Source organism: Algoriphagus locisalis (genome assembly GCF_900116615.1).
Lineage (GTDB): Bacteria > Bacteroidota > Bacteroidia > Cytophagales > Cyclobacteriaceae > Algoriphagus > Algoriphagus locisalis.
Genome location: NZ_FPBF01000004.1, coordinates 46,193 through 71,488, shown reverse-complemented (window position 1 = coordinate 71,488; position 25,296 = coordinate 46,193). Strand labels below are relative to the sequence as shown.

The window sequence follows — 25,296 nt, the reverse complement described above, 5'->3', positions numbered from 1 at the left end:
CACTAAATGAACCAAAGTAAAATTCAACGGATCATAGATTCGGGAGTAGATTTTGAAATCAAAGATATACTTGAAAAGGCCTGGGAGATGTTTAAATCCCGGGCTTTGTTCCATGTGGGTTTTATAGTGATAGTGGCACTGATTCAATATGGTTTCTCTGCTTATTTGGAGGATTTCACCTTCCTCTACACCATCTTTTTAGCTCCCGCATTAGTTTGTGGCTTTTATTTGGTAGCCAATAGGCAAAGCCAGAAAGAAAACATCGACTTCCAGAATTTCTTTGATGGTTTTAAGTATTGGTGGGACTTAGTAGTGACTAATCTGATCAGTTCCATCCTAATTGTTTTTGGAATTATACTACTTATTGTCCCGGGAGTTTACCTTTTGGTAGGCTATATGTTTAGTCTATTATTTGTGATTTTTGGAGGCTTTGATTTCTGGACTTCCATGGAGCTAAGCCGCAAACTAGTGCACAGCAACTGGCTGAAATTCTTTTTGTTTTTGCTGGCGCTATTGGGAGTCAATATTTTAGGGTTGCTGTTTTTTATTGTGGGGATAGTTGTGACGATTCCTATAAGTTATTTGGCGATTTATATTTTGTTTGAGGAGCTTACGATTGATGCAATTGATGAAGAGTCGAAGGGTAACATTATTCATGTGTAAGTAGCATTGCTTCTAATCTAGAGCTACATTTTTTTGAAAGGTCGCTCACAGCTAATTCAGATGGGAGGCTAGGTTGAATCGGTTTTGAAAAGTAGATCTTTACCTTTCCCGGTCGAATCAAAAGCGACCCTTTTTTCATGATCTTATTTGCCCCGATCACGGCTATTGGAAGGATTGGGATTTTCGTTTCTATTGAAATTCGAAATGCCCCAGATTTGAATGGGAGCAGAGGTGATTCACTAGCATTTCGAGTTCCCTCGGGAGCAACGACTGCTGAGATTCCTTGATTGAGAAAAGTTACCAACCGATCAATACTTTTTCTTCTTGATTCGGCATCTGTTCTGTCCACCCATATGGCTACTTTCCCCACCACCCATCCGAAGAAAGGGATTTTGGATAATTCTTTTTTCCTAAAGCTCTTACTTGCTGAGGAATCGCCAGGGGGATTATAGCAGCATCAAGAAACGAGCGATGGTTAAAAATGTAGATGTAAGATTTCGTACGATCGATCAGGTCACGACCATGGAATTCATACCTGATACCTGATCCGAAAGACCATACCCTTGCCCAAACTCGAATAAAGAAAAAAGAAAACTTGCCTCCAGCTGGACTAATGCTCAAAGGGATGACGATAAAAAGCCCTAAGATCAGAAGCAAGGTGAAAAAAAGTACGATGGAGTAAATGGTAAATATTACTTGGATGACTTTTATCATTCGTCAGAATTGGTAATTTTGGGTATAAATATAATCTTCACTCTTTGCTTGCAGGAGCCTCCGAGCGTTCGGGGGCTCTACTTTTTTTGATTCTCTGCAAAATAAAGATAGATTTTTCAGGAAATTGCTTTTGATGATACATTGCCTATCTTAGCAGGGTGAAATCCAAAGAAGCATTTCAAAACAAATAATTTCAAGTGAATCCGACACCAAGAACTTTCGTACATCATTCTTACTACCATCTTCAATGAAGGAATAGGATGACTATGGATTTTTGGTAAAAATAAATAGAGGCCTATTCCTAGTGGAATGGGCCTTTTTTGGTTTCCAGCGTCATGAGAGTGACGAAGGAGCGAATCAATCTCGTTTTTAACAACAGACTGCCACGCCTCGTTCCTCGGCTCGCAGTGACGGGAAAAGCAGGATATTTAAACAAAACAGTATATACCCAAATACCATGAACACAAACACAAAACAGAAAGAATGGGTCTTCAGTGACCAACGATTGCAAAAGCTGAGGCAGGAGTACGATTCTTATACAGAGGAAGACTTCAATGTATGGAAGATTCTCTTCGAGCGGCAGATGCCGAATCTACCTAAGGCTGCTTCGAAAGCATATCTGGAAGGAGTAGAGATGGTGAAGTTTTCTGCTGACCGAATCGCTAATTTCGAAGAACTGAACCAGATTTTAGCCAAAACTACCGGCTGGGAGGTTCAGGTTGTCCCCGGACTGATCGATGATGATTTGTTTTTTGGTCTATTGAACAACCGACGATTTCCTTCTTCAACTTGGCTTCGCAAGATGGAGCAATTGGATTATTTGGAGGAACCAGACATGTTTCACGATGCTTTTGCCCACATGCCCTTGCTGACAAATCAGCCTTATGTGGACTTCTTAGAAAAACTGTCTGGAATAGCATTAAAGCATATTGATAATCCTTGGGCGATACAATTGCTAAGCAGGATTTATTGGTTTACGATAGAGTTTGGGTTGATCCGTGAAGATGGTGAGTTAAAAATATACGGTGCGGGGATCCTAAGTTCGGCTGGAGAGACTAAATTCAGCCTTTCAAATGAACCGGCCCATCTGGAATATGATGTGAGAAGGATTTTGAATCAGGAATACTGGAAAGATCGCTTTCAAGATAAATACTTTGTGATTGAGAGTTATGAGCAACTTTACGAGTCACTTCCGGAGATTGAGGCAGTGCTGGGGGAGATGTTGGTGGAGGGTGAGAAGTAAGTTGTGAGTGGTGAAGGGATGTAAGTAGTAAGAGGTGAAAAGTGAAAAGTAATAAGTCGGGTGCCCGATGATCGGTGAGGAGCTCATCGGGCATCGGGCATCAGACATCGGACAACAAAATGAAAATAGCAGTAATAAAATATAACTCAGGCAATGTGCAGTCGGTGCTCTATGCTTTGGAAAGGCTAGGTGCAGATGCCACACTCACAGATGACCCGGAACTGATCAGGACGGCAGATAAAGTGATTTTCCCCGGACAAGGTGAAGCCAGTACCGCGATGAGGTACCTAAAAGAGCGAAAGCTTGATGGGCTGATCAAAGACTTGAAGCAACCTTTCTTGGGAGTTTGTCTGGGTTTGCAGTTGCTTTGTGAGCATTCTGAGGAAAACGACACGGAGTGTTTGGGGATTTTTCCGGTGAAAGTAAAACGCTTTGTGCCCGAAAATTCTCAGGAATTCAAAGTACCGCATGTAGGCTGGAATGAACTGGAGAATCTAGCTGATAACCCACTTTTGAAAGATTTACCAGCCAATCCCTTTGTATATTATGTGCATAGCTTTTATGCGGAGCTGAGTGAGTTTACCATCGCCCAGACACATTACATCCATGATTTCTCAGGAATTCTCCATCGGGATAACTACTATGCCATACAGGCCCACCCAGAGAAAAGTGGCTTGGTAGGGGAGAAGTTGTTAAGCAATTTCCTCAGTATTTAAAACCAATTAATTGCGATTTAAGAAGTACGATTTACGAGATTGATTTGAACTTCAAACTCCCCTTTTTAATTCTCAACATCTGTAAAGGCTAGAAAAAGGGAGAATGGTGAACACTAAAATAAGTCTCGTAAATCCCATATTGTAAATCGTAATTTCTCACTAACTACCCTTAATTTTCCAATTTTAAAATTTTACAATCTTCCAATTCTAAAAATGCAAATAATCCCAGCAATCGACCTCATCGGAGGAAAATGTGTCCGTCTAAGTCAGGGCGATTACAGCAGTAAAAAGGAATACCATGATGACCCCTTAGAAATGGCCAAGCGATTTGAAGGTGCTGGAATCCAGCGACTGCATCTGGTCGATCTTGATGGGGCCAAAGCCAAGAAAATCGTTAATGCAGATGTGCTTCATCGGATCAGCTCAGGAACGAGTTTGCAGGTTGACTTTGGTGGAGGAATCCAAGCTGATGAAGAAATAGAAAAGGCATTTGAATTGGGAGCAAAGCAAGTGACTGGAGGTAGTATTGCCGTGAAAAATGCGGATTTATTTAAATCGTGGATTAAGAATTATGGCCCTGAAAAGATTATCCTAGGAGCTGATGCCAAGAACAAAAAAATTGCTGTTGGAGGCTGGGAAGAGACTACTGCTGTGGATTTGATTCCTTTCATCAAGGATTATGTGGCTCTGGGAATTAGCTATGTGATTTGCACAGACGTAGCAAAAGACGGTTTGCTTCAAGGGCCTTCAATAGATTTATATAAAGAAATCTTGGAAGAAATCCCGGGCATTAAGCTCATCGCAAGTGGAGGCGTATCCTCTGTGACAGATTTGGAAGATTTGGAGAAAATCGGAGTGTATGGGACGATAGTCGGGAAGGCGTATTATGAGGGAAGGGTGACGTTGGAGGAATTGGCCGCGTTCGTTTGATTTACTAGTGCATTTACGAATTACGATTTTGGATTTACGAGATTGAATTGAACCTCAATCGACAATCTTTATACTTTTATACTGTTCAAAGATTAAGGTTATAAAATGACGCTAAACACTATCAGAAATCTCGTAAATCGTACTTCGTAAATCTTAATTTAGAATGATGAATGTTGAATAATGAATAATGAAGTGTCTAAAGTTGAATTCATATAATGCTTACTAAACGAATAATCCCCTGTCTGGACATCAAAGAAGGCAGAACAGTCAAAGGAGTGAACTTTGTGGAGCTTCGTGATGCGGGTGATCCAGTAGAGTTGGCGAAAATTTACTCTGATGAGGGAGCCGATGAACTTGTGTTTTTGGATATTACAGCCACAGTGGACAAGCGTAAAACCTTGGCTGAATTGGTGACGAAAGTTGCCAAAGCCATTAACATTCCCTTTACCGTGGGAGGAGGAATTTCTACCATAGAAGACGTAAAAGTGCTCCTGAACGCAGGCGCGGACAAGATTTCCATTAATTCCTCAGCGGTGAAAAATCCGCAGATCATCAACGACATGGCAGCAGAATTTGGTTCCCAATGCATAGTAGTGGCGATAGACACTAGAAATGTGGATGGGATAGACTTTGTACATACGCATGGCGGCAGAAAAGCAACTTTGCTTAAAACCCAAGCTTGGGCGCAAGAAGTTTGTGATCGAGGTGCCGGAGAGATTTTATTGACCTCTATGGATCACGATGGTACAAAGGCTGGCTTTTCCAATGAGTTGCTTGCAGAGATATCTTCCGCGCTGTCCATTCCAGTAATTGCTTCAGGCGGTGCGGGAACGATGGCACATTTCAAGGATGTGTTTACCTTTGGGAAAGCAGATGCTGCTTTGGCAGCGAGTATTTTTCACTTTAAAGAAATTGGGATTCCTGAGTTAAAGAGATATTTAGTGGATGAAGGAGTGAGTATTAGAAGTTAAAGAGACACAAGACATAAGTATCAAGACGCTAGACTCTATTACCGAGTCCCTAAAGGCATGAGGCAAAAAATGGAGATAGTGTCAGACCGAGTGACCAGTATAGCTATCGGGATCGAGGTCTAGCAAATACAAGAAAATAAAAACAAAACCTTCGGGGTTTTGGAAAGCCCAAAAGGTTAGAATGGATATGAATATAGATTTTAAGAAAATGGATGGCTTGGTTCCTGCAATCGTACAGGATGCACTTTCAGGCAAGGTACTGATGCAGGGCTACATGAATGAGGAAGCTTTGGCGAAAACAAATGAAACCAAAATGGTGACTTTTTTTAGCCGAAGTAAAAACCGCCTTTGGACCAAAGGGGAAACTTCCGGCAATTACATGGAGTTGGTTTCCCTCGCAGGAGACTGTGATGGAGATTCGATTCTAGTGAAAGCTAATCCTCGTGGACCGGTTTGTCACACAGGAGCGGATACTTGTTTTGAAGAGGAAAATACGTCCAAGACCGGCTTTATCGATCAGCTGAGAGCAATCATCAAGGATAGAAAAAACAACCCTTCTGATACTTCATACACGGCTTCTCTTTTTGCAAAGGGCATCAATAAAGTTGCTCAAAAGGTAGGAGAGGAAGCTGTAGAAATCGTGATCGAAGCCAAAGATGATAATAAAGAATTATTCATGGGAGAAGCAGCGGATTTACTTTACCACTACTTAGTTTTGCTTGAGGCCAAAGGCTATGAGCTGGATGAGGTGATGGAGGTGCTGATTGCTAGGCACAATAAGAAATAAAAGAAGGATGAATGCTCGGTTCTTTACTTAGTAAGCAGGAAACTCCTGGTTTAGTCCTTTAAAAGCATCGATCATTTCCCACTTAGGTCTGTAGAAAGTAGTTGTAAGCCTTCCGCTGACCGAGCCGTTTTCCAAGAAAAGTAAGGCTGCAGCTAAGCGCAGGTCGTCTTGATCTCCCCAGTTGAATTGAGGAGAATCACCGACAGCGAAGTCAACCGGAAACCCATCGAAATAGTCAGCATTTCCATCTGCATTGGCTGTAGCAAATGTGATAGGAACTAGCTCTACATTGTTGTCTTTTAGTGTTTTGTTATAATTGGAAAGTGGGAAAGAACCCACTGGTTTCCCAAAGGTATTGTCTCCGACTAAGGTGATGTCAAGATAGGGATTCAAGGAGTTTATCACTAGTTCGGAGGCTGAAGCTGATCCTCTGGAGGTGATAAAAACTAATTTTTCCAGATTCAAACTTCCAGCTTTTTTGAAGTTGACAGATTTCTCAAGGTCGGTTTTCAGCGAATTGAGCTTATTGGTGTACATCAATTTACTGGAATTGGAAGCTTGGATCAAGTAGTTGTTGATTTGCTCCGCTACAGCTACCGAACCCCCGCCATTGTATCTCAGGTCGATGATCAACTCGTCTATTCCTGCTTCTGTAAAAAAGGCCATGGACTCATCTACTTCCAGGCTTTTTGTAGGAGATTGTCCAGCTGTGGCTTTGAAACTTTGATAAACCCAATACCCAACTTTTTTACCGTTAAGGTCAATGATTTCCTGATGCAACACTGAGTTGGATTGGTATTCTGCTTTCACATTCGATCTCGTCGTAGTAGTGCCATCAGGCAACTTGAACGTGAATGAATTTGTAATTCCAGGATCTGCAGGGCCTAGCTGAAAATCGTACCCTCCAGAAGCGTTTCGGTAGGAGGAGATGGTTTTTCCATTGATTTCAATTATTTCCCATCCCCGTTGCCAACCGTCAATACCGGATGGGGATTCTTCATACACAAACGTCAGGTATAATCTCTCGGCGGCATCAAAGGCAAAACCAAAACCGTGACCTGCATTCCTGCCAACAAAGGCATTGTTGAATGCCTCTTGAGTAGTCAAATAGGAGAAACGGTCGAGCGGCTTAAAAGTAATAGCATTGAGCAATTCTTCATTGGAAGAGTAGTTTGCTGTATTGACTGTAGTAGGAAGTTCTTCGTTCCAGAAATACCATTCCTCCATGGATTCTAAAATAGCAGCTCTCACCTGCTCTGATTGGGGATCTGGAATGATCTCATCTTTTGGATTGCATGACCAAAGAAACAAAACCGCGATCCCTAGCATCCACTTTGAGTTAGTCATAGTGTTAGATTTAAGTGCTCCTAGATACGAGTGAGAGCTGCTTTTAGATTAGGATTAGATGGCGATATCGTACACTTGCACCTTTTTCCACATATGCGAATACTTTTCTATAAACTCCAAGTGGGTAGGGTCAGTCTGATATACCAACTGATCCTCTAAGCTGTCAAAGAAAGCTGTACAAGCGACTTGATAACTATGATCTACCACGTCGCGCTTTTCTGTTGCAGCAGGAGTGCCGGCGATGAATTTGCCGACTGTTTTGCAGCGGCCAAGCATTGGCACTGCTTCAGTAAGGAATTCTTGCGTATTTGCTTCGTCATGAAGCCAAAAGTAAACTTGGTGAATCATTTTTTGTTTTGCCATTTCTTTAGCGATTGAGGTTATAGGTAAGACAGCAGCAGCACTTGCTACGCCGACGGTTTTCATGAATTGTCGTCTTGTTTTCACATTATGATAGTTTTAGGTTTGAGATGTTCTAGGTTTTTTCTAACGGACAAATATCCATATGAACCGTGATTCTAAAGATAAATATTTAAATTACTTTTAGATAATAGCTAAGCGTTAACCCTGCGAAATTCAGAATAAACCTCTTTTTACTATTAATTGACAGCAGCATGAATTATAGAACTTTAGGCAAAACCGGTTGGAAAATTTCTGAAATAGGATTGGGAACCTGGCAAGTTGGAGGTGGATGGGGAAGCCCTTTCGATCCTAAAATAGCCGAAGAGATTCTCCATGCTGCATTTGATAAGGGAATCAATTTCGTTGATACGGCCGATGTGTATGATGCGGGCCTTAGCGAATCGGCAGTAGGTCAGGCAGTAAGAGAACGGTCAGAACGAATATATGTAGCCACCAAATGCGGAAGAAGGATTCAGCCGCATATCAGTGAAACCTATTCTACTGAGAAGCTGCGCAGGCATGTGGAGGATAGCTTGCGGAATACTGGATTGAAGCGTTTGGATTTAATTCAGCTTCATTGCCCGCCTACATCAGTGTATAATCGGGATGAGGTGTTTGGGTTGTTTGAGAAGTTGAGAGCCGAAGGGAAAATAGCTGCCATGGGAGTGAGTGTGGAGAAAGTGGAAGAGGCCAAGATGGCCATGGAATATGATGTGGTCTCTACAGTACAGGTGATTTTTAATATGTTCCGGCAAAAACCGGCAGAAGAATTATTTCAGCTTGCTGCGGCAAAGAATATTGGCTTAATCGTTCGAGTACCTTTGGCGAGTGGCTTACTTTCTGGAAAAATCACACCTGAAACCACTTTTTCTAAGGATGATCATCGGCATTTCAATCGGGAAGGAAAGGCCTTTGACAAAGGAGAGACTTTTTCTGGAGTGCCCTTGGAAAAAGCTTTTCCGGCGATTGAGGAATTGAAAGAGATTTTTAGCGGGGATGGGGCTCTGGCCGCGATTGCACTCCGCTGGATATTGATGTATAATCAGGTCAGTGTGGTGATTCCCGGGGCTTCCAAAACTTCCCAGCTAGAAGCAAATGTAAATGCGGGACAGCTACCACCTCTTACCAAAGCCCAAATGGATGCCGTAACGAAGGTTTACGACCAACACATCCGGGAAGAAGTGCATCATCTTTGGTAGAGTCGAAGGGAGGTAACTAGGGACCTGAGTTAATTTTTGCTCAAAATTGATTCATAGCTTTTCATAAAATCACTTTTTTCAGTCTTAAGAATATAATTGTAAACAGTGTTTTTATGTGTTTCCATGAGTGTTATGGTTCCGTTTTGGAGATTTATTACTTCCAATTCATTGTTTTTAGACCGGATACCCGATGTGGTTACAAATAGTTTTCCATCACGCTCCCTTATTTGTTCAATCTTACTGAATTTTGGCAATCTGTTTTCATTATATTCCAATGACATTTTCATTTTGGGACTGAAGTCATTTCTGTTTAGGGTAAAGGTTTGGTATAATACATAATTCACTCCTTCTAACATTTCTCTGACTTGGGGTATGTTGATTGGATTAGAAGTGAATGCTTGACCAAAAAGTACAGTTTGGGTGGATTGGCTTGGTGTATATTCGTTGCCATAGTAATTTCCCCGGGATTGGGCATCTGAAATCAATAGTACGTTTGCTCCAAGCATAGCTGCTTCAGCTTTCATTTTGTCTAATGATCGATTTTTCACATTATGCATGGAAGAAAAAACAGTGACTCCGGTTGCTTTACTGAATAATTCTCCTTTTGACTCTAGCCCCTCTGTCTCCTGAGGTACATAGGTTATGTAAACCTTATCGGCATCTTCCAATCCCTTTACTTGATTAAAGGGGCTTTCAAATATCTCCTCCCGTCCGCTTGCAAATAAAATCTTTTTGACCTGAAATTTACTGACCGAATAGATTGTGTTTTCTTCAGGGTAGGTGTATTTAATCAGGTTACTCCCTACTTCTTTGACCTGAACTTCTTTAGTACCTTCGTCAAGGTACAGTACATCATTTTTTGTTTGAGCAAATGCAGAAGTAGCGAGGGAAATAAGAAGTGATGTAATTACTAAAGTGTTTTTCATTAGGCTGGGTATTAATGAGAAGATAGTTTTTATTACGTGGAGTTAGTAAATAAAGTTTGCTGGGTAAAGAAGGGTATTACAACAAAAATCCCCCAAACTTTGGCTTGGGGGATTTGGTTATTTAACTCTAGAATCTTGGTTCTCAAATCTATTAAGCGTCTTTCTTCGCCATTCTAGTTCTTTCGCCTTCGTCCAAATAGATTTTTCTCATTCGGATAGACTTAGGAGTGATCTCTAGGTACTCATCCTTTTGGATGTATTCCATTGATTCTTCCAAAGAGAACTTCTTAGCAGGCACAATTCTTACGTTGTCATCAGAGCCTGAAGCACGCATGTTGGTCAATTTTTTGCCTTTCTGCACGTTCACCACGATATCATTATCACGGCTGTTTTCTCCGATCACCTGACCTGTGTAAAGCTCATCTCCTGGATCTACGAAGAAAGTACCTCTGTCCTGAAGTTTATCAATCGCGTAAGCAGTACACTGACCGCCTTCCATAGAGATCAAGGAACCGTTGGTACGGCCTGGCATATTTCCTTTGAAAGGCTCGTAGGATGTGAACCTGTGGTTCATGATGGCTTCACCTTGGGTGGCGGTAAGCATGTTGTTTCTCAAACCTATCAAACCTCTTGAAGGGATCTTGAATTCCAAGTGCTGAATGTCTCCTTTTGGCTCCATGATAAGCAATTCACCTTTACGCTGAGTCGCCAGTTCGATCACTTTACCGGAAGTTTCCTGAGGCACATCTACCACCAAAGTCTCGATAGGCTCACATTTCACACCGTCGATTTCTTTGAAAATTACCTGAGGCTGACCGACCTGAAGTTCGTAACCTTCTCTTCTCATCGTTTCGATCAACACTGACAAGTGAAGGATACCACGGCCGTAAACCAAGAATTTGTCTTCCGAATCAGTTGACTCTACTCGTAGTGCCAAATTTTTCTCAGTTTCTTTCATCAAACGATCTCTCAAGTGACGGGAAGTCACAAATTTTCCTTCTTTACCGAAGAATGGAGAGTTGTTGATGGTGAAGAGCATATTCATAGTAGGCTCATCAATAGAGATTCTAGGAAGTGCTTCTTGATTGTCCACATCAGAGATGGTGTCTCCAATTTCGAAATCTTCTATGCCTGTAACAGCACAGATATCACCAGCACCTACTTCTTCTACTCTTAGCTTACCTAGGCCTTCAAAAGTATGAAGCTCTTTTACTTTCATTTTTTTGACAGAACCATCAGCTTTCATCAAAGCGATCTGCTGACCTTCCTTGATCGTGCCTCTTTTCACACGGCCAATAGCAATTCTTCCTACGAAGCTGGAGTAATCCAAAGAGGTGATTTGCATCTGAAGGGTTCCTTCGTCGATTTTTGGAGCTGGGATGTGTTCCAGAATAGCGTCCAACAAAGGGAAAATAGTATCTGTAGGGTTTTTCCAATCAGGACCCATCCAGTTTTGCTTTGCTGAACCGTAAAGCGTCTGGAACTCCAATTGCTCTTCGGTAGCGTCCAAATTGAACATCAATTCAAAAACTGACTCGTGTACTTCGTCTGGACGACAGTTTTCTTTATCTACTTTGTTTACTACTACGATAGGAGTCAGTCCAAGGTCAAGAGCCTTACCCAATACGAATCGGGTCTGAGGCATAGGGCCTTCGAAAGCATCCACCAAAAGGATCACACCATCAGCCATTTTCAAAACACGCTCTACTTCACCACCGAAATCGGCGTGACCAGGGGTGTCAATAATGTTGATTTTAGCGTCTTTGTAGCGAACGGATACGTTCTTTGAAAGAATGGTAATTCCTCTTTCACGTTCCAGATCATTGTTGTCCAGGATTAGATCCTGAAACTGCTGGTTTTCTCTAAAAATCTGAGAAGCGTGAATGATTTTGTCCACGAGTGTAGTCTTGCCGTGGTCAACGTGTGCGATAATCGCGATATTCCGAATATTCTGCATGGTTTGCCTGATTGAAGGCGCAAAAGTACAAATAATATTTTGCAGTAAGGTTATGACTTCGTGAAGTTTGACTCTTTTCTGGTAAGAAGAAGGAAGAAATTACGCTTTTTTTCCAGTTGAAGTCATTTCCGTATGTAAAATTCGGGTTTGATCCTCGTTGTAGATTTGGTACACTTGCTGAAGTATTGCCTCCAAAATCTAATTCTCTGAACAGTAATTACTTAAAATAAGCCTCTTGTCATTACCTATGAAGATCACTACTAACCTTATTTGCCTGTGCATTTTTACTTTGTCGTTTCAGTTTGCTTTTTCTCAGGAGAAACCAAGCGATCTGGTCAATCCTTTTATAGGTACCGCTCCGCTTACTGATCCAGCTGTCATCGGTTATACCCCGCCTAGAGACTGGAGAGTTTGGGCTGGATTGACTTTTCCCGGAAGTGCCCTACCCAATGCCATGGTGCAGCTCAGTCCGATTACGAAATGGGGATCCGGAGCAGGCTATGAATACGAAGATAGGGAGATTCTCGGCTTTGCCCACACAAATAAAGGTCACTGGAACCTCTGCAATCTCCCTGTGCTTCCTATTTCTTCCGAAGCCAAAGCTCCCTTCAAGTCAGGTTTTTCCCATGAAAAAGAAAATGCCAGTCCAGGGTATTACGATGTTTACCTAGATGATTACAAGGTAGGTGTGAAGTTGACTTCCACGCTTCGAACTGGAATACATGAGTATAGCTTTGACAACCCTCAAGGGCGAAGGATTCTCTTCGGTCTTGGAAAGGCGAATAATGAAGTGTCCGATTGGGAAATAAAGATCGCAGGAGCGAAAGCGGTTGAGGGATTTCAAAGAGTTGGAGGAGATAAAGTCCATTTTTATGCCGTTTTGAACCATGAGGTTTCGGACTTGAAGTTGGAAGCAAGTGGAGAAAAGGACGGCTATGCAATACTTTCTATCTCTGATCAAAATGCAGGAACGGTGACGATGAAAGTCGGGGTTTCCTATGTAAGTATCTCCAATGCACGGGAGAATCTGGAGACCGAGTCCATAGCATCTACCTTTGAGGAAGTGCAAGAAGCTGCGGTTAGTGAATGGGAGGCTTTGCTTTCGAAGATCTCTGTGAAAAGCGAATCCCGGCGGGACAAGGAAATGTTTTATACCTCACTCTACCGTACCTTTCTTTGGCCAGCGTTGCGAAGTGATGTGAATGGACAATTCTCGGATGAGTCTGGAAATGTCCAGAAACAGGATTTCAACTATTATACCATTCCCTCGCTTTGGGATACGTATAGAAACAAGCTGGTGCTCTTGAGTATTTTATCACCCGAAGTGACCGGAGATGTGATTTCTTCCCTGATCAGTAGAGCAGAGATAACGGGTTTTGTGCCGACTTTCTTCCATGGGGATCACGGAGCGCCATTTATCGCCGGATCGTACAAGAGAGGAGTCAGTAATTTCAATGTGCAGAAAGCATACACCTATCTTTTAAACAATGCTTATAATAGCGAAGGGCCGAGGGCTTTTCTGGATGAATACATGGAAAAGGGATTTATCTCTGATCCTGAAGTGGCCAATCCCCATGTAGAGACGAAAGCAAGAGCAGGGGTGTCCAAAACCTTGGAATATGCCTATGATGATTATTCATTGGCGATTTTAGCCGATACCCTAGGGGATCAGAAGAACTATGAGGATCTCATGAAGCGGTCGCAGAATTATAAAAATGTCTTTGACCCTTCCATCAATTTTATGCGGGGAAGACTGGCCAACGGAGATTGGATCTCACCTTTTGATACAGAATATCCTTATTACGAATATATGTTCCGGGAGGCAAATGCCTGGCAGGTTTCCTTTTATGCTCCCCACGATATGCCAGGATTGGTGCAGCTATATGGAGGAGCAGATCAATTTGAGGCAAAACTGGATGAATTTTTCACCAAACCCTGGAATCCCAATCATATCGCCAGGAATGTGTCAACATTTATCGGTCAGTATTGTCAGGGAAATCAGCCTGATCATGAGGCGCCCTTTGCGTATTACTATGTGGGAAAGCCAGAGAAATCTCAGGCAATTCTGGATAAAATCATGACGGAGCTCTATGGGATAGGTCCGGAAGGATTGGCGCTGTCGGGGATGGATGATGCTGGCGAGATGTCATCTTGGTTTGTGGCTGCGGCAGTAGGTTTGTATCCCATGTCTCCTGCTGATGCAGATTATTTGGTGACGGTACCGCTTTTTGACGAGGTGACCTGGAAGGTAGAGAATGGAAATGATCTGGTAATCGTCAATCCGAATAGGGGGAGAAAGCTGCAGGAAATCAAAGTCAACGGCAAGCCATTAGATGGATACTATATAGGTCACGACTTGTTTAGAAAAGGGGGGAAGATTGAGCTGGTGACGGATTGAATGGGTATTTTTCAATGGTCAATCGACAAGGTTAAAAGAAGGAGAAAGTACCAAATAAGATCAGGAAGAAATCTTTTATACTAAACAGTGGTTTGTGAGACACAAACCACGGCGGAATCGACTCTAAGATTCGTATATCGCCTGCAGCTTTTTGGTTTCTGCTATGGATCTGTCGAGAACTCTGGGTAAGAGGAAAATTGATAAGAAAGAAATGGCTATTAGCAACAGTCCTAATGCCATAAAAACTCCTTTGAAAGTAAAATCTATTACGTATCCTGGGTTCTCAAAAAATCTTAAACCGTTTACATTGAGTTGCAAAAAGAAATTCAGGATTAGCATAAAATTGTTGGTGCTTTTATATGCCACGTAGTTCTTAAGGCTTTTATTCACCCTATAGTAGCTTGCAGCAATAAAAATTAGTCCTGCGAAAAAGAAAAGAACAGCCCAGACGGGTAATGTCAGTTCATACCCAAACGGTCTTGTATTTACACTCAGCCAATACAGGATAAATCCTATCGCTGCTGGATAGATGATTCGGTAGCTCTTGAAAAACGCTATAAACTCCTCCCAAAAAAATCTTCGATAGCGTTTTTCTATACTTTTTGTATAAGATTCAGCCAAATCAGAAAACCCAAAGATCCCGAATTCGCTATGCACTTTTCGAAAAGCATCGTCAAGCGACATAGTTGGCTTTTCTTCCAAAAGCACTTCTACCTTACAAGCTACATGATCCAGGATTTCATATTGCAAGTCGATCTCTGGATAACCTTTGTAGGAAATCAGTTTTTTGAGGGTGTCGATTTGGGGTGGGGAGAGTTTCATGCCAGATGAGCTCTTTTGACTGTTCCGGAAAGTACTCTAAATCCCGCCACTAGCAAAAGACAAAACCAAAAAGTGAAGCCATAGAGTAGTTTTTGATTTGTTAGTCCCGTCCATTGCAACCATTCCAACTGCAATACAAACTGACTTAGCATTGCTATCATAAACAGGGTGTTTCCAGCGGCTACGATTTGAGAGTTCTTAAGAAACCTTGTTCTGATCAAAGCTAGCATTGCTATAGCCAAGAAGGTTAAAATAAAGCTGGTCTTTAAAACCTGCTCTGCAAATTCTGGAGTATAGGTAGAAAATACATTGACAATGAACCCAATAAAAAAAGTCATTACGATTACTTTAAATGCCAACCAAAAGAAAAGCATCTTCTTAAAAATTGCCTTCAGCATTCCCAGATGTGTTTGCAGAAGTAGATTTCTCTGGAATTTCTTCTGGTTAAAATTGCTCAGTTTTTCATCAAGAAGTAGTTCGAAGGATTGACCCTCTTCAAGGTTTTCTTCTATTTCAGTAGCAAAATGATCTACTAATTCGGTGCGAATATCATCATAGTAAATATTCCCTCCAGAGAGAGAGGATTTGATTTTGGAAATTTGGGAAGGGGATAGTTTCATATCAGAGCAGCGTTGATTTAGGTAAGCGGGAAGCAACAGCAATTAGACTTATTGAATAAATAATGCTTAGGATTGTAGCGACTGCCATTCCTATAGCAAAAAAATTATTTGATAGAATGTTGCCACCACTTAAAACAATCGGCATAATCCAGATCCAGCACATAAGTGAGTTTAGCAGTCCAACTCTCTTGATTACAGCTATAGATGAGACTGAAACAGACTTGTGCTGAAAGCTGAAGTTCATTGCATCTCTTTTCATGAAATAAATACCGCCAGTCGTGCAAAAGATAAGCACTAGGAAAACCAGTATTAATTCAGAAGCAGGTATGAGTAATATGGAAATTGCCAGTGCAAAAAATCCAACCAATCCAATCAAAATACCTTTCACCCCATGCTTCCAGAACTTCAGAAATTCCAGTTGGGCTATCCATACCTGTTTGGAAACACTTTTCTCCAGCTCTTTATCCATGTTTTTCACCACTGAACAAGCAAAAGTCTCATTAAGCTTAGCTATTGTTGTTTGGGAATCTAGAGCCGGAACATTTTCCAGTGTAGTACAGTAATGATCAAAAATCTCCTCATACACTTCTATGTACCGGATATTTAGACTTTTCAATCTGGCATGGATCAATGCAAATTCCTGTTCTGATAGCTGCCTCATATCAGTAAAGTTTTAGATTTGATTTTCCAAGCTTCATAAATGCTCAAAGAATGCAAGACCATCAGAAAGCAAAAGCCTACACTGAGAAGATTTAGAATAGACTCAGGGATCATATCTGTCCATCCAAATAGCCTGGGTAAATTAAGGAAAAGGTTGTAAAAGTGAAGAGGGAAGACAATTGATAAGGTCAGTTTAGCATTGAAAATGGAAGTGATCTTTTTCACATGCTTGCCTAAAAAATTCTTAATTGGCCCCATTCTCTCACGGTTTTGAAGATTTACTAACAGTGCGAATCCAGCTAAATAGGCAAGTGGTAATCCAAAAAGAAGTACAATCTGAGTTTTAAATGCCAATAAATTGACCAATAAACTGAGGAAGGCCACCATAGCTAAGGTAAAGATAAATCTAGGCCAAGTGAAATATGTTTTGACCACTTGCCATTGGGTTGAGCGAAGAGAACTACTGATGGATTTTTCCAGATCATATTGAAGTTTCTTACAGTGTGCCGAAGTCCATTGTCCTTCGAGTTCAGCTAATTGGGGATCAAACTCTGATTCCTCAAAACTCTCTAAATGGCTTACATAGTGATCATAGATTTCCAAGAGAATTTCCGCTGAAGTCAATTCTTTGGCAGCAATCGCCTTTTTTACCTGATCTAGTTCCTGTTCTGATAGCTGTCTCATATCAACGCGGTTTTAGATTTGATCTTCCAGGCTTGTAAGAGAGTTAAAAAGTAACCCAAATAGAGAATAGCAAGAAAAAAAGTAATGTATGTATAGTATGGATTTGTAAAAGGATCAGTAAAACCTAAGTTTTTTGGAGCTAAAACACCTAAAGTAAGTGTGCTGAGAATTAAGGTCCATTGTCCTAGAATGATTTTTAAATAGTCAGATTGAATATAATTCGAAACGCCTAGTGTCTTTTTAATGCTTCTGACTTTAACAGTAGATTTTATTAAAATCCAGACGACTAGCAAAAGAATAATTCCTAACGGAACTAAAATCACAACTGTCCTAGTTCGGCCGTCGATTGTTGTCCACAAATAAGAAATTAAGCTAAAAAGTGTTGCTGTAACTATAAAATTTGGCCATGAAAGTTGAGATTTGAATATTTTCCACTGTAGAACTCTCATTCCTCTGTGCGTGGAGTTATAGTGTTTTTCCTGGAGCGCTTTACAATAGTGATGGGTAAACTTCTGTTCCAATTCAAATAATTCTCCTTCGAATTCTGAATCTCCATAACTCTCCAAGTGACTTACATAATGGTCATACACCTCCATTAGAATTTCCGCTGAAGTCAATTCTTTGGCAGCAATCGCCCTTTTTACCTGATCAAGTTCCTGTTCTGATAGTTGTCTCATATCAACGCGGTTTTAGATTTAAGTTTACACGCTTCATAGAAGGAATACATATAGTTCACAATTGCTGCGAAGATTGCCAAGACTGATATTGAGAAAATAAGACTTTGCGAAGAATTAAATAGTTCCGATCCTCTCGAAACTTGGAAAATCAGATTAGAAGTAACAAACAGTATCACAAATTGATTGACCGAATTCGGCAAATAGGACGATTCTAGTGTAGTATGACTTTTAAGTAATTTCCGAATTTTGCTCACTCTCTTGTAGGATTTGTACCAAAGCCAACCATTCAAACATGTTCCAAAAACAAGTGGGAGGCATAAAGCCAGCGTTCTAGAGAGATTCACCCCATACATCCAGATTAGTAGGAATATGGTAAAAAAAGATGCTGTTGCAAGTACTTTCGGCCAAGTGAAGTAGCTCTTCCAAATAGACCATTGCAGACTTGATATTTCTTTCTCTGCGTTTTCCTGAAAATCCAATTGCATTTCTTTGCAAAATCGTGAAGTGAATTTCTGCTCCAACTCGAATAGCTCATATTCAAATTCACCAATTGATTTACTCTCTAAATGACTTACATAGTGGTCATAGATCTCCACTAGAATTTCCGCTGAGGTCAAATCTTTAGCTGCAATCGCCTTTTTGACCTGATCTAGTTCCTGTTGTGTAAGTTTTCTCATAGTTGTCACGTTTAAAAAATCAGATGTTAAAACCTGGTTTTAGATCTGGAGTCAGGATTCGTTGCAGGTTTTCTACGAACCCTTGCAACTCAGACATTTTACTGGTGACTTGCTTTTGCCCGTCCTTTGTTAGGCTGTAATACTTCCGCACACGGTTATCTACCTGCTGGATCTCGGTGCTAAGCAATCCTTCAGCCTCCAATTTGTGCAGGGCGGGGTAGAGTGCTCCTTCGGTGATTTTGATTTCTCCAGCAGTGAGTTCCTTAACCCTTTGGGTGATTTCATAACCATACATTTTTTCATTCTCCTCCAGAAGTTTGAGTATGATGGTTTGGAGCGAGCCTTTGATCAGATTGTTGTTCGACATGAGATTGCTGTATTACCTAGCTTCTTCAAATATATAAAAATATTATATACATAAGAATCTGAGGTATAAGAAATTTTTTGATCTTCAAAGGATGCCAATAGACGAAATTTCTTTGCTCAGCCGGTCAGATGCCCGATGTCCGATGCCCGAAGCGGCACATCGAACACCCGACATCGGACATCGGGCTATTTATCTAAAAAAACACTTTCATTCTCTACCAATTTTCCACACTTTTCCAGCATGGACTACCAGCAGCTAATAGAAGAAGTGTACCAAGAGGTGCAAGCAGAGAATCTGAAAGGCAAAGTCGCCGATTACATTCCTGAGATTGGAAATGTAAATCCGGACCAATTTGGCATCGCTCTGGTGGATCTCAAAGGTAATGTTTACGGCGTTGGAGATCATCAGGTGCCATTTTCTATCCAAAGTATCAGCAAAGTTCATACGCTGACAATGGTTTTCAATGTGTTTAATTCCAAACTTTGGTCGCGGGTGAATGTGGAGCCTAGTGGCGATCCTTTCAACTCAATCGCCCAACTGGAATACGAAAAGGGTATTCCCAGAAACCCATTTATCAATGCTGGAGCACTTGTCATCACCGATGCCTTGTGCAGCAAGTTTGAAAACCCCATTGAACGGATTTCCGACTTTATCAATGAACTCGCTGGAGATACATGCGTCAAAATCAACCCAGAAGTGCAGGCTTCCGAAAAGAATCATGGAGAGCGAAATACAGCATTGGCTTATTTTCTCAAATCTTTTAAAAACTTCAATAATCCTATAGATGAGGTGCTGGACGTGTATTTTTCACATTGCGCCATGGAGATGAGCTGTGTGGATCTGGCAAAATCCTTCTCTTTTTTAGCCAATGACGGTTACTCCATCTTTGCGGATCGACAGATTTTAACAGAAAGCCAATCCCGAAGAGTTAATGCGCTGATGCTAACCTGCGGATTTTATGATGAGGCTGGAGAATTCGCATTTAAGGTAGGATTGCCTGGCAAAAGTGGAGTAGGAGGAGGAGTGGCAGCAGTGATGCCGCATAAGTTCAGCATTGCCGTTTGGAGTCCTGAGCTTAATGAAAAGGGAAATTCTGTCAAAGCGATCCGGGCGCTGGAGCTCTTGACAGATAAATTGGCCTTCTCCCTGTTCTAGATTTCTACCTTAGCCACTTTGCTATGTAAATCACCCATTAGCATCAAAGCAGCAGAACCATACCATTCTTTGAGATCCATTTTCAGTACACCAGCCTTTACTGCCGGATCCGTAGCCGTCAGCTTTTCCGCTTCTTCCAGACTTTCTACCGCAAAAATGAATAGTCCGCGCAAGTCATCCTTTCCGAAAAAAGGTCCTGCCATAACTAGTTGACCTGCTTCTGCCAGCTTGTTGATATTAGCCATATGTCCAGCTTGAATATCTGTGCGCTGCTCCTCGGTATATTCCTGTACGCGATCACCTCTATAGAGAAAGGCGATCACATATTTTTTCATGCCGTATTCGTCAGCTCCGACTTCTTTGGCTAAGACTTCGTCGTAAGTTGATGTTTGGGCAAAAGAATAGGAACTAACTGAAAAGGCAAGGGTCAGAATTAAGAGTAGATTTTTCATTGTCGAATTTGGTTATAAGGGGATTTAATAAGCCGTTAAAAGTAAGGAATTTGTTAGTAAGGTTTTTTAACTAATTGATTAAGAAAAATTTACATTCTTTTTTCAATTCAAATGAAGGGATTAGGTATTTTTGGTTAATCAGTTCAATCTAAGATCTTTAATTATGAAAAATCTTCTATTATTCTTTCTATTTCTTATGATGTCAACAGTGTCGATGGCTCAGGAAAATATTGCCATAGAAATCACTGCTGGGGCAGCCAGTGCCTTCTCAAAAGCCACAAATTCTGTAGATGGCGGAAATGTTCCCACGTACTCTAGACTAGGCCCAAATGCTGGCTTAAGTGTCTTGTTTCCCGTATCTAGGAGTTGGCAACTGTATTCGGAAGTTGGTTTTTATCCTAATGCTCTTAGAAATGGTATTAATACTTCTGACACTGATTTTGGTGTGTTTTATCCCCGTCCAGCGCAGATACCTAGGGTGATCCCGTCATTTTCATTAGGGGCCAGATACAATTTCAGCATCAAGAATCAGAATTTCTTTGTGCAGCCTGGTTTGGTACTTTCTACCGGCAGTTCTCTTGGTGCAGCTAATGAGTTCAATTCTCCCTCAGGGTCATCATTGCTAGAGCAATCCAATAAGGTAGCACTGGGCTTTAGGATGGATGTGGGTACTAAATTCATGACTAAGAAGGATGACTACTTTGTGGTAGGGCTAAGATATCAGCAAGGACTAACTGAGATGAACCGATATACTAACCCGTTAATATCAGATCAAGCTCAGATAGGAACTGTCACCGAGGTCACAAGAGGAAGTTTTATTGGAGTCTTTGCAGGCTATGGTTTCAATACAGGCAAACGAAAAAGAACTAACAAATAGAAATTATTAGTAATGCTCAGCAATGGAAAGAGTCTAATCGAAGACCATCCAATTTACGATTTTGAATTGGGGAGCCGGGTGCTAAAAAGTTTCCTTGCTCAGGGAAAAAAAGTTCTTAAACTCCCATCGAAATTTCGCCTTCAGTAACCTCTTTTTTCTCTTTCTTGGAGGTGGCTCTTATGCAGAATTTGTTGTCCAAAAAAGGGTCTGGTTTGAGATGATTTCTTCGGGAGAAATGTAGAGAATTTAGAAGGCTGAGATCGTAGAAAAAATGGCTGTTTTCCGTCCTCTTCTTGTGGCATCGGTAAGCTAGGATTCAGTGATTCTTGCTTTGATCCTTATCCCCAAATTGGGACATCTCAGGGGCTAAATGAGCAAGAGCCAAGTGTAATATTATATCCTGTATGCTTGAAATTTCGAGGTGGTTCAGAACTTTTAACAAACCAAAAGCTAAAGGTTTGAGCGAGAGGATTACTTAATTTTTGCTCTAGCGTTCCTATTCAGCTAGCCCGAATTCTTACTCAATTGCTTTTCAAATTCCCATAGGGTTTCAAAAGGTGAGGAGTTAACAAGGCCTTCCAGATCCTTTTTGAGATTATCTTTTTTAGCAGGATTTGGGAGTAGTGGTAGGGATAAAAAATTCCGAAAACATACAATTTTCAGCGTAAAATCGACAGGTTTAGTAGCGGAATAATCTACTGTGGCTGGAAAGCGGTCTGAATTTGAGGTTTTTCTGAATGCTTTGAGAAGGGCTATAGGGTCAGTAAGCTTTGCTTTTTTTTGATTGGGTTAACCTGCTGATTTACTGAGTTATAAAATAGATTTAGCTACACCGTAATTTGGCACACCTAAAAAGTTTAGTGGTGGCTAAAAATAAGCTGTTCGCCTTGTACACATTTTAACTATAGCTATGGTTTGAGATTGTCCTTTGTTTTGGGATTGTCCGCAGTAAACTGAACTCAACCGATGCTGGCAGACCAATTAGCTTTAAGAGTAATGGCTTGGGTATTAAATTTTGAGTCAGATTTTTTTAATCTTCGTACTATTATTTCAACTCCTCAATTATTTAATTTCTAAATGCTATCAACACCGATCCATAGAATTCTTTTACTCGATGACGACAGGATTCAAAAAATTTTAACAGAGAAGAGGTTATTGAAAATTAATTCGGGAATCGAATTTGTATATTTTGATCTGCCAAGCAAGGCTTTGGACTATCTCAAGACCGAGCAAGTTGACGTGCTTTTAGTGGATTTGAATTTGCCCGAAATGAGTGGGTGGGAATTTGTAGATGAGGTAGAAAAAGTAAGCTCAAAATCGAAGGTAATCTTACAGTCTGGATCAGTGGAAAAGGAAGAATTACACCGTGCCAATTCGGATGTTAGAATCAGCGATATTTTCGAAAAACCCCTAAGCGAATCTGACTTAAGATCAATACTCGGACTTTGAGGAATATTAGAACGATCCTTTTGAATAATTTAATTAATTTCGAGCCATCAGAAAGAATGTATGACTGAAAAAGCAGAAGACAGAAAGCCCCTGCTTTCAAAGAAAATAGATAAGTTTTTTACCGGTTTGGCGGACGCTTGGAACTTTGTGAGGAGATTCTTTAAAGAAGTTTTTGTTCCTCCATACGAATTCAAAGAGATAATCCACCAATGCTATAGGATTGGCGTGGAATCCTTGCCTTTGATTTCCCTCACGGGATTTATTGTAGGGATCGTATTCACCAACCAATCCAGACCATCACTCTCTGAATTTGGTGCTACTTCTTGGTTGCCTTCCTTGATATCCATTGCTGTAGTTAGAGCCATGGGGCCACTGGTTACGGCCTTGATTGCAGCTGGTAAGGTTGGATCCAGCATAGGAGCTGAAATCGGCTCTATGAAAGTGACAGAGCAGATTGATGCCATGGAAGTTTCGGCTACCAATCCCTTCAATTTCCTAGTCGTAACCCGGGTGATTGCAACTACGCTGATGATTCCCATGCTGGTGATGTACACAGATTTTGTCGCTTTGATGGGCTCATTTCTCAGCGTAAGTGCCAACGAGAAGGTGAGTTTGGTGACCTTTTTTGTACAGGTCTTCGAATCCATTTCCTTTCTGGATATCATTTCTTCCGTTCTGAAGTCCATCTTATTTGGATTCACCATAGGCATCGTAGGATGCTACAAGGGGTATAATTCATCCAAAGGAACAGAAGGTGTAGGCCGGGCGGCAAATGCAGCTGTGGTCATGGCCATGTTCCTGATATTTATTGAAGAGCTGCTGGTTCTTCAGATTGTAAACGCAATCCGAGCATTTTAATCATGGAAGAAAAGGTTGTAGAAATTCGTGGATTGGAGAAGTCTTTTGGTGACTTGGATGTATTGAAAGGTGTTGATCTGGATCTTTATAAAGGAGAAAATCTGGTGGTTTTGGGCAAATCAGGTTCCGGTAAGTCGGTCTTGATCAAAATCATGGTTGGACTCCTGAAGCAGGACTCAGGATCCATGCATGTGCTGGGTAAGGAGGTCTCTAAGCTGAAGACCAGGGAGTTGAATGAATTGCGGTTGAGAATCGGGTTTTCCTTCCAAAACTCAGCACTTTACGATAGTATGACCGTGCGGGAAAACATGGAGTTTCCATTGGTTAGAAATATTAAGAACCTCACGAAGAAAGAGATTACCATGAAGATTGAAGGTTTGCTGGATAGTGTGGGCTTACCACAGTCAATTAACCAGATGCCTTCTGAGCTTTCCGGTGGTCAAAAGAAAAGAATAGGAGTGGCACGAACGCTGATTTTGGAGCCTGAAATAATGCTTTACGATGAGCCTACTGCAGGTTTGGATCCCATCACTTGTGGGGAGATCAATACCTTGATCAAACAAGTAAGGGAAGAATATAATACTTCATCCATAGTCATTACCCACGATTTGACCTGTGCCAAAGATACAGGAGACCGTATGGCAGTGTTATTGGATGGACAGTTTGACGCTGTCGGAACTTTTGAAGAGGTTTTTCCTCAAGCAGAAGACAAACGCATAAAATCATTTTACGATTATAATTTCATCAACTCATGAGAGGGGAAAATAAAAGATCAGTCATAGTTGGCATATTTGTCTTTATAGGCATAGCTATCCTGGTTGCAGGTGTATTGACACTTGGTGGCCAGCAGAAAAAGTTTGTAAAATCCATACAGCTCAAGGCCGTATTCGATGATATCGGAGGTCTTCAGACGGGCAATAACATCTGGTTTTCAGGTGTGAAAATCGGAACCGTCCGCAAGATCAATTTTTATGGTGATTCCCAAGTGGAGATAGAGATGAACGTAGAGCAAGAGGTGGTGGAATTTATCAGAAAGGATTCTAAAGCTACCATCAGTTCCGATGGTCTGATCGGGAACAAGATCATTATGATCTATGGCGGAACTACCTTGGCACCACCGGTAGAAGATGGTGACAGACTGGAGTCTGTGATGCCGCTGGATACCGATCAGATGATGGAAACGCTTCAGGTAAACAATGAGAACCTGGTGGAAATCACCGGGAACCTTAAAAACCTTACGAGCAAACTTGCTGCAGGAGATGGAATGGTTGGAGCTGCGTTGACAGATTCGCTTTTGGCTGAAAATTTCCGCGCTATTGTGAAAAACCTCGATCAAGCTGCGATAAACAGCAACCGAATGATCGCTGAGCTTCAAAGCTTCTCCAGTAAACTGAATCAGGAAGGAAACCTTTTTAATGAATTAGTGACAGACACCACTATGGCCAATGAGCTAAAGCAGACCATGGAAAGCTTCAAGCAAACAGCAGCCAATTCAGAGGAAATGACTAGAAAACTGAGCACGATCACGGACAAGTTTAATGATCCTAATAATTCACTTGGGATGCTATTGAATGATCCTGAGTTTGCTGAAACGCTGAAAAGTACGTTAGAAAATACAGATTCAGCCACTTATAACTTGAACCGTGGAATGGAAGCCTTGGAATATACCTGGCCATTCAACAAAGGCTTCAAACGTAAGCAGAAAGCCGAAGAAAAGGAAAACAACTAATAAATCAAGCCCTGGA

General features: G+C 41.2%; 26 protein-coding genes and 1 pseudogene. 14 read left to right on the top strand and 13 right to left on the bottom strand.

What is annotated here, in order from left to right:
• Positions 1–6: 6 nt before the first annotated feature.
• Complete coding sequence (locus tag BM386_RS12535; RefSeq protein ID WP_091694694.1) at positions 7–663, top strand: hypothetical protein; 657 nt, start codon at positions 7–9, stop codon at positions 661–663.
• Here the strand turns inward: BM386_RS12535 and BM386_RS24045 are convergent.
• Positions 650–1,377: pseudogene (locus BM386_RS24045) on the bottom strand (lysophospholipid acyltransferase family protein). The gene BM386_RS12535 and the pseudogene BM386_RS24045 overlap by 14 nt on opposite strands.
• Positions 1,378–1,834: 457 nt before the next feature.
• Between BM386_RS24045 and BM386_RS12525 the strand changes: the two are divergent.
• From BM386_RS12525 to hisIE, 5 genes are all read left to right on the top strand, one after another.
• Positions 1,835–2,620: a phenylalanine 4-monooxygenase gene (locus BM386_RS12525; protein ID WP_091694690.1), complete on the top strand. Its 786-nt coding sequence runs from the start codon at positions 1,835–1,837 to the stop codon at positions 2,618–2,620.
• A 119-nt stretch (positions 2,621–2,739) separates the two neighbouring features.
• Positions 2,740–3,336, top strand: a complete 597-nt coding sequence (hisH, locus tag BM386_RS12520; RefSeq protein ID WP_091694687.1) for an imidazole glycerol phosphate synthase subunit HisH — start codon at positions 2,740–2,742, stop codon at positions 3,334–3,336.
• A gap of 213 nt (positions 3,337–3,549) precedes the next feature.
• Positions 3,550–4,266 carry a 1-(5-phosphoribosyl)-5-[(5-phosphoribosylamino)methylideneamino]imidazole-4-carboxamide isomerase gene (gene hisA / locus BM386_RS12515; protein ID WP_091694684.1) on the top strand — a complete coding sequence of 239 codons (717 nt, stop codon included), beginning with the start codon at positions 3,550–3,552 and terminating at the stop codon, positions 4,264–4,266.
• Between the two features lie 215 nt (positions 4,267–4,481).
• Positions 4,482–5,237: an imidazole glycerol phosphate synthase subunit HisF gene (hisF, locus tag BM386_RS12510; RefSeq protein ID WP_091694682.1), complete on the top strand. Its 756-nt coding sequence runs from the start codon at positions 4,482–4,484 to the stop codon at positions 5,235–5,237.
• Between the two features lie 181 nt (positions 5,238–5,418).
• Positions 5,419–6,024 (top strand): bifunctional phosphoribosyl-AMP cyclohydrolase/phosphoribosyl-ATP diphosphatase HisIE, encoded by a 606-nt coding sequence (hisIE, locus tag BM386_RS12505; RefSeq protein ID WP_091694679.1) that lies wholly within the window; start codon positions 5,419–5,421, stop codon positions 6,022–6,024.
• Between the two features lie 27 nt (positions 6,025–6,051).
• Here the strand turns inward: hisIE and BM386_RS12500 are convergent, their stop codons facing one another.
• Positions 6,052–7,371 (bottom strand): S41 family peptidase, encoded by a 1,320-nt coding sequence (locus tag BM386_RS12500; protein WP_091694677.1) that lies wholly within the window; start codon positions 7,369–7,371, stop codon positions 6,052–6,054.
• Between the two features lie 54 nt (positions 7,372–7,425).
• Complete coding sequence (locus BM386_RS12495; RefSeq protein ID WP_091694674.1) at positions 7,426–7,818, bottom strand: Dabb family protein; 393 nt, start codon at positions 7,816–7,818, stop codon at positions 7,426–7,428.
• Positions 7,819–7,985: 167 nt separating this feature from the next.
• Here BM386_RS12495 and BM386_RS12490 point away from each other — a divergent pair, with 167 nt between their 5' ends.
• Positions 7,986–8,972, top strand: a complete 987-nt coding sequence (locus BM386_RS12490; RefSeq protein WP_091694671.1) for an aldo/keto reductase — start codon at positions 7,986–7,988, stop codon at positions 8,970–8,972.
• A gap of 29 nt (positions 8,973–9,001) precedes the next feature.
• Here the strand turns inward: BM386_RS12490 and BM386_RS12485 are convergent, their stop codons facing one another.
• Positions 9,002–9,898 (bottom strand): hypothetical protein, encoded by an 897-nt coding sequence (locus tag BM386_RS12485; RefSeq protein ID WP_091694668.1) that lies wholly within the window; start codon positions 9,896–9,898, stop codon positions 9,002–9,004.
• Between the two features lie 151 nt (positions 9,899–10,049).
• Positions 10,050–11,855, bottom strand: coding sequence for a translational GTPase TypA (typA, locus tag BM386_RS12480; protein ID WP_091694665.1), 1,806 nt, complete (start codon positions 11,853–11,855; stop codon positions 10,050–10,052).
• Between the two features lie 247 nt (positions 11,856–12,102).
• Between typA and BM386_RS12475 the strand changes: the two genes are divergently transcribed.
• The gene (locus tag BM386_RS12475) at positions 12,103–14,253 is read left to right on the top strand and encodes a GH92 family glycosyl hydrolase (RefSeq protein WP_091694663.1); all 2,151 of its coding nucleotides are present in this window, start codon (positions 12,103–12,105) and stop codon (positions 14,251–14,253) included.
• A 123-nt stretch (positions 14,254–14,376) separates the two neighbouring features.
• Here BM386_RS12475 and BM386_RS23810 read toward each other — a convergent pair whose 3' ends face one another.
• From BM386_RS23810 to BM386_RS12440, 7 genes are read right to left on the bottom strand one after another with little or no spacing between them, the layout of a single operon-like run.
• Entirely contained in the window at positions 14,377–15,075 is a 699-nt protein-coding gene (locus tag BM386_RS23810) for a hypothetical protein (protein ID WP_211482908.1), read from the bottom strand.
• The gene (locus BM386_RS12465) at positions 15,072–15,695 is read right to left on the bottom strand and encodes a hypothetical protein (protein ID WP_091694660.1); all 624 of its coding nucleotides are present in this window, start codon (positions 15,693–15,695) and stop codon (positions 15,072–15,074) included. Before BM386_RS12465 ends, BM386_RS23810 begins: the two co-directional genes overlap by 4 nt.
• Before the next feature lies 1 nt (position 15,696).
• The gene (locus BM386_RS12460) at positions 15,697–16,356 is read right to left on the bottom strand and encodes a hypothetical protein (protein ID WP_091694658.1); all 660 of its coding nucleotides are present in this window, start codon (positions 16,354–16,356) and stop codon (positions 15,697–15,699) included.
• On the bottom strand, positions 16,353–17,039 hold the full coding sequence (locus tag BM386_RS12455) for a hypothetical protein (RefSeq protein WP_091694655.1): 687 nt from the start codon (positions 17,037–17,039) through the stop codon (positions 16,353–16,355). The genes BM386_RS12460 and BM386_RS12455 overlap by 4 nt, the downstream gene beginning before the upstream one ends.
• Positions 17,036–17,716, bottom strand: coding sequence for a hypothetical protein (locus BM386_RS12450; protein ID WP_091694652.1), 681 nt, complete (start codon positions 17,714–17,716; stop codon positions 17,036–17,038). The genes BM386_RS12455 and BM386_RS12450 overlap by 4 nt, the downstream gene beginning before the upstream one ends.
• Complete coding sequence (locus BM386_RS12445; RefSeq protein ID WP_091694650.1) at positions 17,713–18,393, bottom strand: hypothetical protein; 681 nt, start codon at positions 18,391–18,393, stop codon at positions 17,713–17,715. The genes BM386_RS12450 and BM386_RS12445 overlap by 4 nt, the downstream gene beginning before the upstream one ends.
• Before the next feature lie 19 nt (positions 18,394–18,412).
• The gene (locus BM386_RS12440) at positions 18,413–18,760 is read right to left on the bottom strand and encodes a PadR family transcriptional regulator (RefSeq protein WP_091694647.1); all 348 of its coding nucleotides are present in this window, start codon (positions 18,758–18,760) and stop codon (positions 18,413–18,415) included.
• 240 nt (positions 18,761–19,000) lie between these two features.
• Here BM386_RS12440 and BM386_RS12435 point away from each other — a divergent pair, with 240 nt between their 5' ends.
• On the top strand, positions 19,001–19,915 hold the full coding sequence (locus tag BM386_RS12435) for a glutaminase (protein ID WP_091694644.1): 915 nt from the start codon (positions 19,001–19,003) through the stop codon (positions 19,913–19,915).
• Here the strand turns inward: BM386_RS12435 and BM386_RS12430 are convergent.
• On the bottom strand, positions 19,912–20,367 hold the full coding sequence (locus BM386_RS12430; protein WP_091694641.1) for a YciI family protein: 456 nt from the start codon (positions 20,365–20,367) through the stop codon (positions 19,912–19,914). The two genes, BM386_RS12435 and BM386_RS12430, sit on opposite strands and share 4 nt — an antisense overlap.
• 163 nt (positions 20,368–20,530) lie before the next feature.
• Between BM386_RS12430 and BM386_RS12425 the strand changes: the two genes are divergently transcribed.
• From BM386_RS12425 to BM386_RS12405, 5 genes are all read left to right on the top strand, one after another.
• The gene (locus tag BM386_RS12425) at positions 20,531–21,244 is read left to right on the top strand and encodes a PorT family protein (RefSeq protein ID WP_139235903.1); all 714 of its coding nucleotides are present in this window, start codon (positions 20,531–20,533) and stop codon (positions 21,242–21,244) included.
• Positions 21,245–22,321: 1,077 nt separating this feature from the next.
• A complete protein-coding gene (locus BM386_RS12420) occupies positions 22,322–22,693 on the top strand; it encodes a response regulator (RefSeq protein WP_091694635.1) in 372 nt (123 codons plus the stop codon).
• Positions 22,694–22,753: 60 nt separating this feature from the next.
• On the top strand, positions 22,754–23,551 hold the full coding sequence (locus BM386_RS12415) for an MlaE family ABC transporter permease (RefSeq protein WP_091694633.1): 798 nt from the start codon (positions 22,754–22,756) through the stop codon (positions 23,549–23,551).
• A 2-nt stretch (positions 23,552–23,553) separates the two neighbouring features.
• The gene (locus tag BM386_RS12410; protein ID WP_091694630.1) at positions 23,554–24,306 is read left to right on the top strand and encodes an ABC transporter ATP-binding protein; all 753 of its coding nucleotides are present in this window, start codon (positions 23,554–23,556) and stop codon (positions 24,304–24,306) included.
• A complete protein-coding gene (locus tag BM386_RS12405; protein WP_091694628.1) occupies positions 24,303–25,280 on the top strand; it encodes an MlaD family protein in 978 nt (325 codons plus the stop codon). The genes BM386_RS12410 and BM386_RS12405 overlap by 4 nt, the downstream gene beginning before the upstream one ends.
• Positions 25,281–25,296: the final 16 nt, after the last annotated feature.